Origin of the sequence: Dyella acidiphila (assembly GCF_014863405.1) — a bacterium.
GTDB classification, from domain to species: Bacteria; Pseudomonadota; Gammaproteobacteria; order Xanthomonadales; family Rhodanobacteraceae; genus Dyella_B; species Dyella_B acidiphila.
The window spans coordinates 297,599-313,072 of the sequence record NZ_JACZZA010000008.1 but is presented as its reverse complement, the minus strand read 5'-3'; the positions used below and the strand labels follow the sequence as shown (position 1 = coordinate 313,072).

Sequence of the window (15,474 nt, the reverse complement as noted above, 5' to 3'; positions counted from 1 at the left end):
GGCCGAGGTGCTTTCCTCGCAGGGGCGTACGGTCGCCGAGATATGCCGACAGCTCGGCATCGTGGAGCAGACGTTTTTCCGCTGGCGTAAGGAATACGGTGGCCTGAAGGTCGACCAGGCCAAGCGGCTCAAGGATCTTGGTGTTGCCTTGATTTAGGTGCAAATAGTGACGCTCATGCGTCTGCTATATGTAATTGATTTAAAAAGGAAAAATAGATCATCTTTTTAAAAAATCCTTTCAAATCAAGCGTTTGCTGTTGCCCGTAAACACTGCCTTATCCCGTCCGCGTAGCGAGGACTCGCGGAGAATTCGGTGCAAATACTGACACTTCGCCCTCTGGCCAAGGTGCGACTACCTACTCTTCGCATCGCCCTTGTTCGTTGCTCACCCAGCAGCTCAATAAGTTGCAAGTTGTTTTTGAGCCTCAAGAAGCCGCCCCCGGGCGTGGCGAATGTAGCCGTTAATTATGGAGACTCCATAAATTATGCGTTCTGCATAATTATCATAATTCCCTCGCTGGACAGATCTTCGATCTGGTTGTCTAAGAAAGCCCAGTGATGCCTTCATACGCTTAGTGAAAGCGCATACCTAACCTGTAGAGGCGTTAAGGTCCAATGGCTTTTACCTGTTCCGAAGCTGCAATCGTCGCATTTATAGAAGGTCCGTGTACGAAGCGATTAGCTCGGATATCATCCAATAATGAGCGGCTTCGGAGCATCGCAGCGTGGTCACCGAAAGCACTACGGAATCACCTGGGTTTCCCTATTCCATTCTTGTGAAATGTCAGGGCGGGGGTTATTCACGCATTTGGTTCCGACTTACATTCGACGATGTGGGTAGGGCCATCGACTACGAAGTGTGTGTTGTGTTCAACTCGCTGACCAATCGGCCGCCGCCCGAGGAGATTTGGAAAACTCATGCTCTTCCGAAAATCCCAGGCTTAGAGCTAGGGGAGCAACCGGCAGCGGTGTAACCCGGGCCAATCATCTGCTTGTTGGAACGCCATTGAGTGCACGTGGCGCCAGGCCAAGGTGTCAATGGCAGCACTGGGAATGGGAGGTGCTGCTGTCCAAATAACGTGCCCCCTGACATAACGGTTTTTACCACTTTGCGCGGATCTTCAGCGTCTTCTTTCAGCTATCGCGAAGCGAAGGCGTCTTCTATCCGCGCCTATGCGCCGGCTTGGTCATGCTCAGCAATGTGTGTGGCCGACTGCCGCCCACTTCCCGCCCGTATCTGATTTAGTCATGGAAAGCAAAAAGGGGGGCTGTCGCCTCCCCTCTCGCCGCAACCTGTTTCCGGTTACTTGCCTTGCGACTTCTCGCCGTGCTCGTCGCTGAACCGCTTGTTGGCTTCGTGTGCATGTTCCTGGGCCTGATGACCATGACCGATGGCCACATGCGCATGGTGTGCACCCTTGGCGGCATCGTTGTTCTTCAAATGCTTAGCGGCCTCTTCATGGTGCTTGGCAGCGTGCTTGTGATGCTCCGCGGCTTTGGAATGATGTTCGTGATGGGTGCCACCACTCTTGTCTTGGTTGGACATGACATACCTCGAAGTAAAGTTAGGAAGGTCTGCAATCGCCCATCTGGATGGATGCAGGATTCCACTTTCGGTGCACACCGGTTTGCGGTCGGTGAAAGAAGCATCCACAACGCGTCAGCGCACGCCCTTTCATCATGAATTCCTTTTTTTGTCTCTCACAACGTGCCACGCGCGTTCTTCATATTTCGATGACCAGCGAATCCATCATGGGTGCATTCTGACCGCCGAACCGGATCCCGTTGTGCATTTAATCCCTCTATTTCGTTGACTTTTGGTGACTGGCCAACGACGCACATGAATGGCGCATCCCTGGCGCCCGCCGACCGCGCATTCTTGACGTTTAATGCACCAACGTTTCATCGCTTCGCTCTCATAAAGAGCGGACACAACGTGCTGCTTCGAGTGCACCGTCCCCTCCACCCATGGAGCTTTTTATGCGTCATCCCCCTAATCATGCGGCGCTCGCGAGCGTCTGTTTTGTGGCTCTGCTGACGAGCGCAGCCTTGTTTGCTCAGCCCCAAACAGCCCCTGCGTCGTCGTCAAGTTCCACGTCGTCACCGGCCGTGGACAACACGCAAACCAATACCCGTGATCGCTCTGGCCAGACCACCACACCGACTCATCAGCCCAATGACAAGACCGACATCAAATTGGCCGCCGCCGTGCGCCGAGCCATCGTGAAAGACAAATCGCTTTCGACACTGGCTCACAACGTCAAGATCGTGGCCGCTGACGGCACCGTGACGTTGCGCGGTCCGGTCAAAAGCGAGGATGAAAAGTCACGCGTTGAAACGGCAGTCAAAGACGTCTCGGGTGTGAACAGCGTCGACAACGAATTGGACGTCAAACAGTAAGGAGAGTGGGTGATGAAAGCTTCCGTCTATTGCATTGCAAAAACCGTGGAACAAGCCGAAGCCATCGTGCTGGATCTGAAACAACAGGGTTTTTCGGCCGATGCCATTTCGGCGCTGCTGCCCGATAAACGCGGCACCAAAGATTTCGCTCACGAACACAACACCAAGGCGCCCGAAGGCGCCACTACGGGTGGCGTGGCCGGTCTGGGTGTAGGAGCTGCCTTGGGTTGGTTGGCTGGCATCGGCGCGTTGGCCATTCCGGGCGTGGGCCCGTTCATCGCCGCGGGACCCATCATGGCGGCCTTAGGTGGCGCGGCCGTAGGCACCGCTGCCGGCGGCGTGATTGGCGCATTGATCGGCATGGGGATACCGGAAATCGAAGCTAAACGCTACGACGACAAGATCCGTGGCGGCAACATTTTGCTATCGGTGCACACGGACGACGGCAAGCAAAAGGACATAGCCAAGGAAGTCTTTAAGCGTCACCACGCTGATGACATTTCAAGTGGCTCTGAGGCCAGCGCGAAGTAACGAGCAGGGTAATCCAGCATCAACAAAGGGACGATCACCACCGTCCCTTTGTTGTGTCAGCAATCATCCATAGCTCAATGCATCTACCAGCAACACGGGGGTAAATTTCTATCATCGACTCGAACAGAGCCTGGTGACTTACTCATAATCGAGATCTACAGGGTCTACGCTGTGGTAGACCTCTGCCGCGCCGTCTAGAAACATGATGCGGATGTTTGGGGTGCCTGTATCGGGATGAATCACGCTTAGAACCTCAGCTGTCGCCAACCACCGGTCCGCGCCGTACTTGGACTTGCTCAGGTTTTGAACACGCATGCCGGGGCGAATTTCCTCGCGTTGCATTCACTCTCCTTCTGAGGTGCCCCATTGATTACGGGGGCATTTTTTGCTCGATAACGTGGCACTGACCTCTTTATGCCGCTGGTGAGGTCGCATCTCTAGGGAAATCTAACCCAATCTAGATCATTTGCCTTAGATCGCACTAGATTTCGTTAGATTTGAGACACGCCGGAGGGAGCCAGAGCTATTTGCTCCTGATGGGGCACCGCCGGCCTTCGTTTTAATATTCCGCAAGCAGGTCAGATATTAATTTAATATCGATCCCTCGATAGGCGCCTCTCTACGCTAACTCTTTGATCCGCAAAAGCATATGTTCCTTGGCGAAGAGGCGCGCCAGCTTAGGGGTGCCTTGTTACGTCGCTCTCCATAGCACGAGCGTAGTAATCCGCCGATGCGCCGCGCTCATGCATCGCGTCTGCATTCCAGCAACTATTATGGTGGGATCTTCTTCGCTCGATTTCGTGGCTTGCCTTTCCCTTCTGGCACCCCTTTGCGTGATTGACGTTTAGATGGCGGCGCCTGATTCCGCCACTGGGTGAGCGTGGCCTCCAAGGCAGTCACCCGGCCGGTCTGATGTGCGGCCACCTGTTCAGCTGCACGCACCGCATTTCGCAAGTCGTCCTGCTGCATCGAGAGCTGCGTCACGAGCTTGTGGTGGTCACGTTGCTCCCGTTCCAGCCGTTGCTGTAGCGACTTGATCTCCTGGCGCGCTTGGTCGACCTGCTGGTGGGCGCGGTCTTCCACGGCGCGAATGTGCTCCTGTGCTGCATTGTGTTTGGCCCGTAGATCATCCATCTCGACCTGTTGCCGCCCGAGCTGCTCTTGCAAGCGGTCGCGTTGCTGCAACAAGTCGGTTCGCTGGGCTTCCAACTGGTCCACCAACACCTGCCGTTCACGCAGTTGTGCATCGGCTTGTGCAAGTTTTGCAGCGCTCTCGGCCATATTCGTTTGGGCCTCGGTGAGGGCGATCTCCCAGAGTTTGCGTTCCTGGGTCAGCGACGTTTGTTCCGCGAAGAGAGCATTTTGCTCTTCGGCGAGGGCCGCATGAGCGACGATGGCCGCCTGGGCGAGTGCCAGACGCCATGTGTCGGAGAACGCCTGCGCCACCTCGCCCGGCAGGTTTGGCAACAGCGCGTGGCCTTTCAAGCGTTGAGCCAGACGTTCCCACCATTGCTCGAGCAATTGACCCACGCGCGCTGGGCTGCCGCGGCCCAGTTCCAGTCGAACACGCTCGACTGTCGGGCGTTCACCCCGTGCGAGCACCGCATCCGCGGCCTTAAAAACATCGGTTTCGGGTACCCCACTTGCCATCCCCTGCCCTCCTTTCATTAGGTATGATAAGTAAACCTTATCCGACCTTATTGGCTAAAATTCGACTTTTTAATACGGCGGACGTAATGAATCATATGCTCATTCCAGCCAATGACATCCCCGCCTCGCTGGACCTGGCCACGCTGGATGCCGCCAGTCAGGCCGCCGCGGCCGCGTTTGTCGCTGCCGGCACCGCGGCGAACACGGTGCGCAGCTACCGCAGCGCCCTTACCTACTGGAGCGCCTGGCTGCAGGGGCGCTACGGCCAGCCGCTGAACGATGCGCCGTTGCCATTGACCGTGGTCGTGCAGTTCGTGCTGGACCATCTGGCACGGCCACGCGAGGACGGCACCTGGGAACACCTGTTGCCACCGACCCTCGACGCGGCGCTGGTCGCTGCCAACATCAAGGGCCATCCCGGGCCTTTGGCGTACAACACGGTCAGCCACCGGTTGGCGGTGCTCGCCACCTGGCACCGCGTGCATGAGTGGGAGTCGCCCACTGAAGCGACCGCCGTGAAAACCCTGCTCCGCCAAGCGCGCAAGGCCCAGGCCCGACGCGGCGTCACCGTGCGCAAAAAGACCGCCGCGGTGATTGAGCCACTGCAGGCGCTCCTGGCTACGTGCACCGACGGTGTGCGTGGCGTGCGTGATCGTGCCCTGCTGCTTTTGGCCTGGAGCGGTGGCGGTCGGCGGCGCTCCGAGGTGGTGGGGCTGCAAATCACGGACGTGCGCCGACTGGATGCCGACACCTGGGTGTATGCACTCGGCAACACCAAGACTGATACCAGCGGGGTGCGCCGCGAGAAACCCCTCAAGGGTGCGGCCGCGCAGGCGCTCGCGGCGTGGGTAGCGGCCGCGCCCGCCACGACTGGCCCCCTCTTCCGTCGGCTGCATCGCGGTGGCGCCGTCGGCACTACCGCCCTCACCGCCGATCACATGGCTCGCATGGTGCAGCGTCGCGCGAAGTTGGCGGGGCTCGATGGCGATTGGGCCGCGCACAGTCTGCGCTCGGGCTTCGTCACCGAGGCGGGTCGTCAGGGCGTGCCGCTGGGTGAGGTGATGGCGATGACCGAGCACCGTGGCGTCAGCACGGTGATGGGCTATTTCCAGGCGGGCAGTCTCTTGACTAGTCGTGCGAGTGAGTTACTTGCATCGTCTGTCATTGACACAGAAGCTCCGACCACAACGGTCGAGTCAGGTCGGTGATGGATGGCGAATCAGGACTGCAGCCTGCGAGCGCTGGCGGTACTCAATCTGCCTCAACGACTTAGTTATTTCCACAGTCGCTTGTCTTTGCATCGAATCATGCGGAATGTTCGGAAGGCGGACCGAACCTTGAATACCTCCACTTCTTTTGCGAGATCGCCTAGCGCCTTACTCAGTTGCATCAGTGTCACGGGTGATCGTGCGCCCACCAAGACCTGACGGAGCGCCAGTTTCTCCGAGAATATGGTGAAATACAGTTCGCCATCCTTTTCATTTAAATCAGTCCAGGCACGGTATTCGTCTTCATATGACCAATGTGAAAATTTGGTATTGAGCAAACGCGCCATGAGCCCTGGATCAATTTATCGGCATCCAAAAAGGGTGGAAGCGACCGGACATAGTTCACTTGGGTTAGGAGTTCATTGGAGACATCAAACCCCAAGCAGGGTCCTTGGTGCTTTTTGGCATAGTGCGCCCACTGCACAGGATCGTGATAAGGCTTCATGATTGGTCCAAACTCATCGAGCAAGCGATGCAGCACAGCAAGCTTGCTAAACGCATTGCGTTGGTGACGTCTTAGTTGCTCTGCAACGCGTGCCTCAGACTTCAGCAGCGTCTGCAGGATATGGCCGATCATCTCTGCCACATTTTGCCTGGCCCGATCCTGGGCTCTCTGCATGTCACGCTCATCCGAAGGCATCATATTCAGTACTTATTCCGCGCTACGTTCACCCTGACTTCCATCAGCGCGACGTTAAGTTGTCACGTCATCCGATTGTTCAATGGCCCAACAAGTCACGCGTGCGCTCACATCGTGCGTCAGGCGTGTCCAGCCGGCATTTATGTGCTCAAAATAAGGCAGACCCAAAAGCCAGCTCGAAAGACGGTGGCTCAGGGAGGGAGTGCCGCGGACGGGAAACTCTTCAGTACTCGATAGTTCGCCCTGCCCCGCCATGATCGTCACGCGAATATCGTTTGATGAGATCCACTCCGCCTGAATCTCGGCATTTCATGAGCAGAAGCAGGCAGCCATCGCCCAGCACGCCAGCCAGCACGGCGGCGTGGTCACGGATGCCAAAGAGGCCTTCGTCTTGCCGCGCGCGCTGTTGAAACGAGCACAGCAGCCCTATGAGGTGCTGTTCGATGATTACGTTTGATCGCGCCTACTTCGAAGCGCTTTATCAGCGGGACATCGATCCGTGGCAGTTTCGCCTCAGCGAGTACGAGCGACTGAAATACGCGAAGACGATCGCCGCGCTGCCCGATGTTCCATTCGACCGGTGCCTTGAGCTTGGGTGTTCCATTGGCGAACTCACGCGTCGGCTTCTGTCGCGCTGTCGGCACATCGTAGCGATAGACACCAGCATCCGCGCGCTGGAAGAAGCGCGGCGCAGCTGTCCCGACGCCCGGGTCGACTTCCGCCAGGCGCATCTTCCCGATGGCGAGCTGGGGTTGAATTACGATCTCGTAGTTGCCTCGGAAATTCTTTACTATCTGGATGCGGCGGCGCTGCGCTGCCTTGCCCTTCGGCTGGCGAAGATCGTCACGCCGGGTGCCTGCATTGTGAGTGTGCATTGGACAGGGCAGACCAATTATCCATTGGCTGCCGGGGAGGCCACGCGGTTGTGCTTCGATGAAGCGGGTATTACATCGCTGCGGACCGACATCGGCTCCGCATTCCGTTTGGATATGGGGCGATTCCCTGTATAGAGCGAAACTCTGGATCTGCCCGTGCGTGTGATTGCCCACCGTTCCGCTAGTGGTTTCTTTTGAGCAGCGTATCGACGGTAGCCCTGATGTCTGCCATGTCGTAGGGCTTTTGCAAGATGGGCACATGGCGATAGGCATCCGGTAACCCACCTGCGCCATACCCGGATGCGAACGCGAAAGGAATATTTCGCTCTTGCAATGCATCCGCCAGCTCAAAACTTGGCTGGCCCGCCAGGTTGATGTCAAGTATGGCGGCGTCGATCTGCTGGGATTCGATCAGCTCGAACCCTTTGGCGACGCGCGCGGCCATCAACACATGACAACCCGCATCTTCGAGCGTGGTTTCCAGAAGCATCGCGACTAGCATCTCGTCTTCGGCGACGAGAATGGAAGGTGGGTCGCCCGACGGGCTCATGTGACAGAGCCTGATTCACTAAGCGGAAGCACCAGCGTGCAACGAACTCCCGCCGGTAAAAATTCCAAGGTGGCTTCGCCATCGAGCTCATAGGCCAAGCCTCCCGTAATAAGGCGCGTCCCAAAGCCGTGGGTTGTTGGCGTAATCACCGCAGGTCCTCCGCTTTCCAGCCAGGAAAGATTGAGCCAGGAGCGCTGATCGACCCATCGGACGGCCCAGCTAACATCAACCGTTCCTTTGGAATTCGATAGTGCACCGTATTTCATAGCGTTTGTCGTCAATTCGTGAAACGCCATGCTCAGGGCCAGCGCGATCCTCGGCGACAGCTTCAGGTCTTCCCCATAAAGGCGTACGCGAGAGGTGCCTTGTTCATCCTCATAAGGTGCCAATTCCCCACGAACCAGCGCCGCAAGGCTCACTCCTTCCCACGCATCCTGGGCTAACAGATTATGCGTTTGGGAGAGCGCTTTCAGGCGTGCGATAAAACCTGTCTTGAAATCGTCCAGGCTTGGTGACGCCGTCAATGTCTGCAGCGCGATGGCCTGGACGCTGGCCAGCGTGTTTTTGACGCGGTGGTTGAGTTCGCCGAGCATCATGTGTGCGTGTCTTTCAGCGTTTCTGCGCTCGCTGATATCCCGAGCGATCAGTGAACCAGCAATCGTCTTCCCCATCGAATTGCATACGGGAGAATTCGAGACTGAGACGGGAATAGCCTGGTCACTCCGGGTTTTCCAAGTAGCCTCGAATTTATCGGGTCGTATACCAGGAGTGCGAAATTCAAAGATTATCTTCGCTTCCTCTGTCGCATCGGCGGCTAATAGCATGGATAGCGGCTGACCCATCGCCTGCTGGGCGGAGTAGCCAAAGATGCGCTCGGCACTCTTGTTCCAGCTTGTGATAGTACCTTCCAGCGTGTAGCCGATCACGGCGTCCAGGGACGAATCGACGATAGCGGCCAGCTGCCCGCGCTCAAGTTCGTGGCGCAGGCTTTCACTTACGTCGACAAAAGTCAGGACGGTGCCATCGATCACGTCATCCAGCGTTCGATAAGGGCGCACACGCAGCAGATAGGTACGCTCGTCGCCTCGGCCATACAGCATACGCTCCGTCACACCCAAATGCCGCAGCACCTGTGCGACGTCTTCTTTCAGTTCGGGGTAGTTGACGCGTGCTGAAATATCGGTGATCGGTCGGCCGATATCGCCCTCGCGCAAATGGAACAGGTCGGTCATGGCCGGCGTGTAACTGCCTATCCGCATGTCGCGGTCCAAAAACAAGGTCGCGATCTGAGTGCTTTCCATGAGATTACGCAAGTCGCTGTTGAGGCGTGTCAGCGCGTCATTCTTGCTTTGTGCCTCGGCATTGACGATATGCAATTCTTCGTTGATCGATTGCATTTCCTCTCTGGAGGTTTCGAGTTCTTCGTTGGTCGATTGCAGTTCCTCATTGACCGACTGGTACTCCTCGTTCGTCGACTGGAGTTCTTCGACGACCGATTCGTGCAATTCGGTCGTCGTGCGCAGCTCGCTGCGGAGCGCCTCCAACTCCTGCTCAAGCCTGTTAGATGAATCGCCCTCGTGGCGGATCGACTCTGGGTCCGGTTGCGCATGCATCGCTGTATGCGAGCCCCAGGCCTCATCAAAAGCGAGCACGCACCATTGGACTTTTCCGTCCCCGTCCGTTAGCGGCTCGGAGATCAGGCGTAGCATCTGGGCGCGACCATGGATGTCCACCGTGAGACCTTCTTGAACCGCAGCCTTGGCACCGTCGAACGCTTGACGCACCAGCGCACGGGCAGGTTCGCGCAGCCGTTTGTTGAGCAGGCTGAAGACATGGAGGCTGGCCGATCCAGAGCTTGGGGAGAGATAGCGTCCTGTATCTCCAGAAAACCGTTCGACGTCCTGATTCGCATTGATCACGACATAGGCCGGTGTATATTTTTCCATCAGACGTCGTGCGCCCCGATCGATGCGTTCGTCGGTGTCACCTCTGTTCGTCAGAGCCGGTGTCGTGGCGTAAGCGGCGGCCGGTCCAGGAACTGGAAACGACGTTCCCCGTTCAGCACGGCTCATTTGTCGGCGTGTATAGAGCCGATGCTTTTTGTCTACCACCGTGAACTGCTCAGAGCTTCGCGCGAGGCTTTCCGATGGCCCGAGAAGAAGAAACGCCCCTGGCCGCAGCGCATAGTGGAATGTGTGAAAAAGACGGCTTTGCAGATCAGCATTGAGATAAATCAGCAAGTTCCGGCATGACACCAAGTCAAGTCGCGAAAACGGTGGATCCTTGATGATGCTGTGCACTGAGAAAATGCACATCTCACGTATGGGCCTGATGACGCAGAAATCGGCGCCTTCCTTGTTAAACCAGCGCTGCTGACGCTCGGGAGATATGCCCTGAAGCGGCGCACGGTAGCGCCCAGAGCGCGCCGCTTCGATACTTCGGCTATCAATGTCGGTCGCGAAGATCTGTACCTTGGGGCCGCCATGCGGACCGATCGCCTCGCGCAGCAACATCGCAATCGAGTAAGCCTCCTCGCCGGTGGCACATCCGGGAACCCAAACGCGTACCGTGTCGTTTGCGCCCTTGCCGGCTAGCATGGCTGGAATGGCTTTTTCCGTCAGCGTCGCAAAAGCACCTGGATTGCGGAAGAATTCGGTCACCCCAATCAGCATTTCCCGGAAAAGATGCTGATGCTCCTGGCGATCTTGGCGCAAATGGGCGACGTAATCGACAACCGTCTCGGTTTGACATACCAGCATGCGGCGCTGGATGCGCCGCATGAGTGTGCTCCGTTTGTACTGGCTGAAATCGTGGCCAACCTCCGCGTGCAGCAGGCGCAACACGGTCTGTAGTTGGTCACCCATATCTTGCCCAAGGCCATTCCCATCATGGAGTTTGCGCGCCGTATCCATCTGCTTACGATAGGCCAACAGCCGGGCGGGCATGTCCTCCACCCGGAGAACAACGTCTACCAGTCCGGTCGAGGTGGCATTTGCCGGCATCCCACTCAGCGCCACATGATCAAAACCCGCCTGCGCCAGCGTCAGGCCACCGTGCTCCTTGACCGCACGCAGTCCACGAGCGCCGTCGCTTCCGGAACCTGACAGTACAATACACACCGCGCAGTCGCCCTGGTCTTCGGCGAGGGACGTGAAAAACGTATTGATGGGCCAACGCTGAGGCCGAGGCGGTGCGGGCGTAGTCACCTGCAGTTCGCCGTTCACGATGGTCAAGGTCGCATCGGGTGGTATCACATAGACATGCTTGGCCAAAACACGTCGGCCATCGGTGGCTTCCACCACCTCCATTGAGGTGCTGCGACTGACAATCTCTGCGAGCGCGCTGACGTGCTCGGGCGATAGGTGCTGGACCAGAACGAAGGCGAAATCATCGTTCGCCGGCATGTGGGCAAAGAAACTCCGGAATGCCTCCAGGCCACCGGCAGATGCACCTATGCCAACGATAAGTGGGGGGTACGCATAGACTTGGTCGCCAGTCGTCTTCACGCGCAGATTTTCTATCCGCTCGGGTAGACCGTGGGGCGGGAAATGCAGCGGCGGCGCCGGCGGCTTAGTCATCATACGGCCCTAAAAAATGGGACCCGCAACGCAAGTGGCTGATAGTAAAGCCAATCGGTTGAGGAAGATGTGAAAAATCTAGCTCGCCCTGTTTGTAGACAAGCGTTATTCAACCAAAGCGTAGCCGCAGTTGAGCGCGCCTTGTACAGGTTCTTGATATTCCGGGCCCCCCACGCCTGGTAAGCGCGGCCAATCGACTGATTGTTGACGCGACATGAACATTCGTGGTCGTCGTCGTTCGAAGCCTTCGGAGGTTTGACCCTCCAAACCATGGCTGATCGTATCGAGGCCATGGCCAAGATCGAGCTAGGCGTAAGCTCCGCGATTGCGGAGCACCCAATCAATGGTCGCTACGTCGACGTGCATGACCGCGCCGCTGTTGTCGGTGGAGGTGTTGCCAGCTGCTTTTCGATTGTTGGCTTTGCATAGGGTGCGCAAAGCCGCACTGATGGAAAGCGCGGGTCAACTCCCGCACCAGAATGGTTCATCCCGGGCTCCTGCCGAAAGTGTGCAAGTCGAGATGTTCTGGCTTCGGTGGCAAAGAGATGTGTACGGCGGCATCTCATGGTCGGCCTAATTAGGGCCGAAACTTTGAGATAAGCGTTTTCCATCCATTGACCAGCGTCAAAGTAGCTTCAATAGCTCACTATCAAAGTCCCTTGGACTAGGTTCATTGACATGACCATGAAGAGTGATTGTGGTCAACGATGGCGGCCATAGTGGTCAGGCTATTTGCCAGTGCTGGGCAATCAACGTGGCAGCGCATGGTCAAATGGTTGGCTATACGCACTAGGGATCATCGAGCCGGAGGTGTCTCAGTCCCATGCTGAAGACTGGCTGCTCGCGCGGGATTGGATGCGGCATGGGTTTGACAGCATCGCCTGGCGAATCCGCTGGGCGCCGCGGGACTGCCGTCGGCAGCATGAGGAAGTCAAGGAGCTGCTTCGTGACATCGAATTCTCCGAAGACACGTCCCAGGCACTCTTGGCATTGTGGGAAGACCTCGCCCTGGCGGAAGTCACCCAATATGCGCGCTGGAGCTTGGCCAAGTTCGGTTACAACCCGGAATGGACGAACCAGGCCATTGATGCCCTACGGCGGGCGCTGGAAGACTTCAGCGTCGGTCAGGTGATGTATCTGATCTACTTGGCCATGCGCACACTCACGATGACGCATCAGCAAGGTGGGACGGATGTTTCCCGGTTGAGCGTGGTCTTCGCAGAGGCGATCGCCAGCTATGCCCGTCGCGCACAGCTTGAAGGCTGGGCCATTCGCGGGATGAGCCGGCCCGCCGATCTCCCCATGAGCACCCTCGCCCTGATCTTCGCCCACGAGGTAACTCGACTGGACGACGAATACCTCACCGTCAGGCCTTCGGCCGAAGCCTTAGCCAATGCCATGACACGGCATCGTACGCTCCACTAGTCCATGTTGGGGATGCCAGGAGAACTCCCAACGAATAACGGCGGAGCAGGAATACGTTGATGGCGCACGCGGAAGATGATCGGTTGGAAATATTGTGGCGTCAGGCCAACCACGGCGACCAGGAGGAAACGGACTTCTTATATAGGTTAAGCAGTCAACGGGTGGCGATCATCTTGCGACAGCCCCCGGGACCCGGTGAGGCCGCGCCGGAACGCAACCTTGTGCAATGGCGACGCGAGACCGACGGCGTCGCGTTCGTGCCTATCTTTACCCGCGCCACGCATCTGCCATTTGCGCTACCGGCACCCGCGAAGCTCACCGACGTTCTCGTACGCGTATTGTTGGCCGCGGGTGGCGACCAAACGTATATCGTCAATCCGCTATCAGACGCGCCCTTTGAATTGCAGGCGGCGCAGCGGACGATGTTGCGTCGTTTTATTGCCGAATCGCATCACGATGCGGAATGGCCATCGCAGTCCGCGCCTTGGATCTTTCAGCTGCCCGATGACGCGCTATATCCGGTGGCGGTCAAACTCGTGGAGTGGTTCAACACCACCGGTCGGGTCGACCAGGCCTTCCTGTATGAACTGACTCGCGGTAAAAGACTTCGCACCGAGATCGTATTGGGCTTGAATGAGCCTGCCGACCGAGCGTTGGCTGACACGCTAAAAGCCATAGCGGTTAAAGCCGGCGCTGACGCAACATCCATCATCGTTCGCTTTCTTCCAGACGAACCTTCCCATAGGGAAGGCCTTAAGCAGGCTGGACTGCCACCATTCTATCAGCGTCCAGTCCCGCCTCGCCCTTAGTTCGGCGTCACACGCGATGCTTATCACGTTCTGACGGACCGTCTTATAACCGCGTAATGCATCTTAGCCGCGTCGTAAGTTTGTGGGTTATCGACTACCGCTGCTAAGCTTTCGAGCGCATTTTCCAAAACGTGCCTGGTCTGGACGTCTCAAATGTGCGCAGATGGTAGATGCGACAAATGTGATGCGCTCCCACCCATCCGCCGAGCATGGCGGCGATGAGGCCAAGTAACACGCTGGCAAAAATGACCCAGAGCGCAGTTGCCATATCATGTGCAATACGGTCGGCACGAATTTTGGTGTCGATTTGAGCAGCCTGAGTATCCGAGGCCATGGAAGCCATAATACCGGCGCTTTCCGCAGTACTGGTGCCATTGGAAGCAGCAAACAGATTGGACGCAACATCGTCACGCCCTTCAAGCAATGCTTCAACGATCCTGTCTGCTGTTTCGCGGTCATGGGAGTTCAATCGGGAGAGAACTTCTGCCTGCAAAACAGCGAGCGATCCATTCCCCAGCCAGCGTTTTTGCTGATCAGACTTAGGGGATATCAACACGGATCCAGGCGTGCCACTCGGTGACGACAGAGCGGCGGCCATAGGCGCATTTGTCCCGTGCATACCCAGCCCCATGACGATCCATAACAGCACTGCGGTTACGGATAACCCCCATACCGTCACGCCATGAAGGGTTCCCACCGTTCGATCGTCATGCGCAGCAAACCAACTAGCAAACATGCCGCCGAGCCAGAGTGATACGACCCAGGTCAATACCACCCAAATGGATGTTCCGATGCCAATACCCTTGGCGCTTGCGGCGGCATTCCATGGATTAAATATTGAAAAACCCATAGCTAAGCCACCGATATAGAGCAGTACTGCCATTCCGGTTGCCAGCAGCCAACCAGCAAAAATGGCTCGAAAACTCATTATCGCCCAGCGATTGTCTGCCTCTACTGCCCGGGTTACATGCGCTTCAACCATGGCCCTTCTCCTTCATGTGGTTAACGCAACATGTGCTTATGCACACCCGCGCAGTAATGCGACGACAATGAGAACCGGAAGCGGAACTCCCAATAGCCAAAGAAGCACATATCCAATACCGCCTTTCTGCCTTGTGACGGCACGGATACGTTGGTGAGATGTGTCACGCATGGTGAGGCCCCTCCACAGTAATTTCCCTGCGTTGGCGCAAGCGCGCCGCCCTGAGCCCCGGCAACCAAGCCCCTTCGTTTGTCTAGGAGCTCTTCGTGCTGGGCTGAGACGAACTATTAAAGGATCTGCGTTAGCGACCTGTGATCCAACTGCCTAGAAAGCATGTATGGCGGCGGCATGTTCGCCATCGGACCTAGAAATCGATAGTCAAGAATATCGTGCAAGAAGAGCCTCGTGCCCTACGGCGCGATACATGAAGCCTCTGCTAATGGTAGTTGGCAATACCAAGCCACCGGTCAGCAAAGAAGCCCCTGCAGCGACCGCCATTCCTGTTCGCGCACCAGGATCTTGGCTTGGAGGGAGAGTCCAATCCCCGCCCCCCTCCCTGCGATGGGTCGAAAATTCATCGTTACCAGGGTCGCATGTTCAAAATTACTAACCTCGTTAGTACATTTGAAATTGGCTTTGCGGCGGCCTGATAGCGCACCCTGTCAAATTAATAATTTCTGACGAGCATGACTAAACGGTCAATGGCACGGCACATAAATTCTTTCCCACCCTATTCTTTACATATTTTCTACAGAGTAGCGAAGTA

At 57.0% G+C, this 15,474-nt stretch carries 13 protein-coding genes and 1 pseudogene; 7 read left to right on the top strand and 7 right to left on the bottom strand.

Annotated features, from left to right (window positions below; genetic code table 11):
* Positions 1-7 precede the first annotated feature (7 nt).
* Positions 8-139 (top strand): annotated as a pseudogene (locus IGX34_RS14415) (transposase); the annotation flags it as partial.
* Positions 140-1,303: 1,164 nt separating this feature from the next.
* Here IGX34_RS14415 and IGX34_RS14410 read toward each other — a convergent pair.
* The gene (locus tag IGX34_RS14410) at positions 1,304-1,546 is read right to left on the bottom strand and encodes a hypothetical protein (protein ID WP_192556414.1); all 243 of its coding nucleotides are present in this window, start codon (positions 1,544-1,546) and stop codon (positions 1,304-1,306) included.
* 434 nt (positions 1,547-1,980) lie between these two features.
* Here IGX34_RS14410 and IGX34_RS14405 point away from each other — a divergent pair, with 434 nt between their 5' ends.
* On the top strand, positions 1,981-2,400 hold the full coding sequence (locus IGX34_RS14405; RefSeq protein WP_192556413.1) for a BON domain-containing protein: 420 nt from the start codon (positions 1,981-1,983) through the stop codon (positions 2,398-2,400).
* A gap of 12 nt (positions 2,401-2,412) precedes the next feature.
* The gene (locus IGX34_RS14400; protein WP_192556412.1) at positions 2,413-2,931 is read left to right on the top strand and encodes a hypothetical protein; all 519 of its coding nucleotides are present in this window, start codon (positions 2,413-2,415) and stop codon (positions 2,929-2,931) included.
* 138 nt (positions 2,932-3,069) lie between these two features.
* Here IGX34_RS14400 and IGX34_RS14395 read toward each other — a convergent pair whose 3' ends face one another.
* Positions 3,070-3,273 carry a hypothetical protein gene (locus IGX34_RS14395; protein ID WP_192556411.1) on the bottom strand — a complete coding sequence of 68 codons (204 nt, stop codon included), beginning with the start codon at positions 3,271-3,273 and terminating at the stop codon, positions 3,070-3,072.
* Between the two features lie 429 nt (positions 3,274-3,702).
* The gene (locus tag IGX34_RS14390) at positions 3,703-4,581 is read right to left on the bottom strand and encodes a DNA-binding protein (protein WP_192556410.1); all 879 of its coding nucleotides are present in this window, start codon (positions 4,579-4,581) and stop codon (positions 3,703-3,705) included.
* Positions 4,582-4,667: 86 nt separating this feature from the next.
* Here IGX34_RS14390 and IGX34_RS14385 point away from each other — a divergent pair, with 86 nt between their 5' ends.
* Positions 4,668-5,789: a site-specific integrase gene (locus IGX34_RS14385; RefSeq protein ID WP_192556409.1), complete on the top strand. Its 1,122-nt coding sequence runs from the start codon at positions 4,668-4,670 to the stop codon at positions 5,787-5,789.
* 274 nt (positions 5,790-6,063) lie between these two features.
* Here IGX34_RS14385 and IGX34_RS14380 read toward each other — a convergent pair whose 3' ends face one another.
* Positions 6,064-6,468: a DUF2971 domain-containing protein gene (locus tag IGX34_RS14380; protein WP_192556408.1), complete on the bottom strand. Its 405-nt coding sequence runs from the start codon at positions 6,466-6,468 to the stop codon at positions 6,064-6,066.
* Between the two features lie 464 nt (positions 6,469-6,932).
* Here IGX34_RS14380 and IGX34_RS14375 point away from each other — a divergent pair, with 464 nt between their 5' ends.
* Positions 6,933-7,499, top strand: coding sequence for a class I SAM-dependent methyltransferase (locus IGX34_RS14375; RefSeq protein WP_192556407.1), 567 nt, complete (start codon positions 6,933-6,935; stop codon positions 7,497-7,499).
* 46 nt (positions 7,500-7,545) lie between these two features.
* Here IGX34_RS14375 and IGX34_RS14370 read toward each other — a convergent pair whose 3' ends face one another.
* Both IGX34_RS14370 and IGX34_RS14365 read right to left on the bottom strand, forming a co-directional pair.
* Positions 7,546-7,914, bottom strand: coding sequence for a response regulator (locus IGX34_RS14370; RefSeq protein ID WP_192556406.1), 369 nt, complete (start codon positions 7,912-7,914; stop codon positions 7,546-7,548).
* Positions 7,911-11,492 (bottom strand): chemotaxis protein CheB, encoded by a 3,582-nt coding sequence (locus IGX34_RS14365; RefSeq protein WP_192556405.1) that lies wholly within the window; start codon positions 11,490-11,492, stop codon positions 7,911-7,913. Before IGX34_RS14365 ends, IGX34_RS14370 begins: the two co-directional genes overlap by 4 nt.
* A 738-nt stretch (positions 11,493-12,230) precedes the next feature.
* Here IGX34_RS14365 and IGX34_RS14360 point away from each other — a divergent pair.
* Both IGX34_RS14360 and IGX34_RS14355 read left to right on the top strand, forming a co-directional pair.
* A complete protein-coding gene (locus IGX34_RS14360) occupies positions 12,231-12,917 on the top strand; it encodes a hypothetical protein (RefSeq protein WP_192556404.1) in 687 nt (228 codons plus the stop codon).
* A gap of 59 nt (positions 12,918-12,976) precedes the next feature.
* A complete protein-coding gene (locus IGX34_RS14355) occupies positions 12,977-13,726 on the top strand; it encodes an SseB family protein (RefSeq protein WP_192556403.1) in 750 nt (249 codons plus the stop codon).
* 103 nt (positions 13,727-13,829) lie between these two features.
* Here IGX34_RS14355 and IGX34_RS14350 read toward each other — a convergent pair whose 3' ends face one another.
* Entirely contained in the window at positions 13,830-14,708 is an 879-nt protein-coding gene (locus IGX34_RS14350; protein WP_192556402.1) for a hypothetical protein, read from the bottom strand.
* Positions 14,709-15,474: the final 766 nt, after the last annotated feature.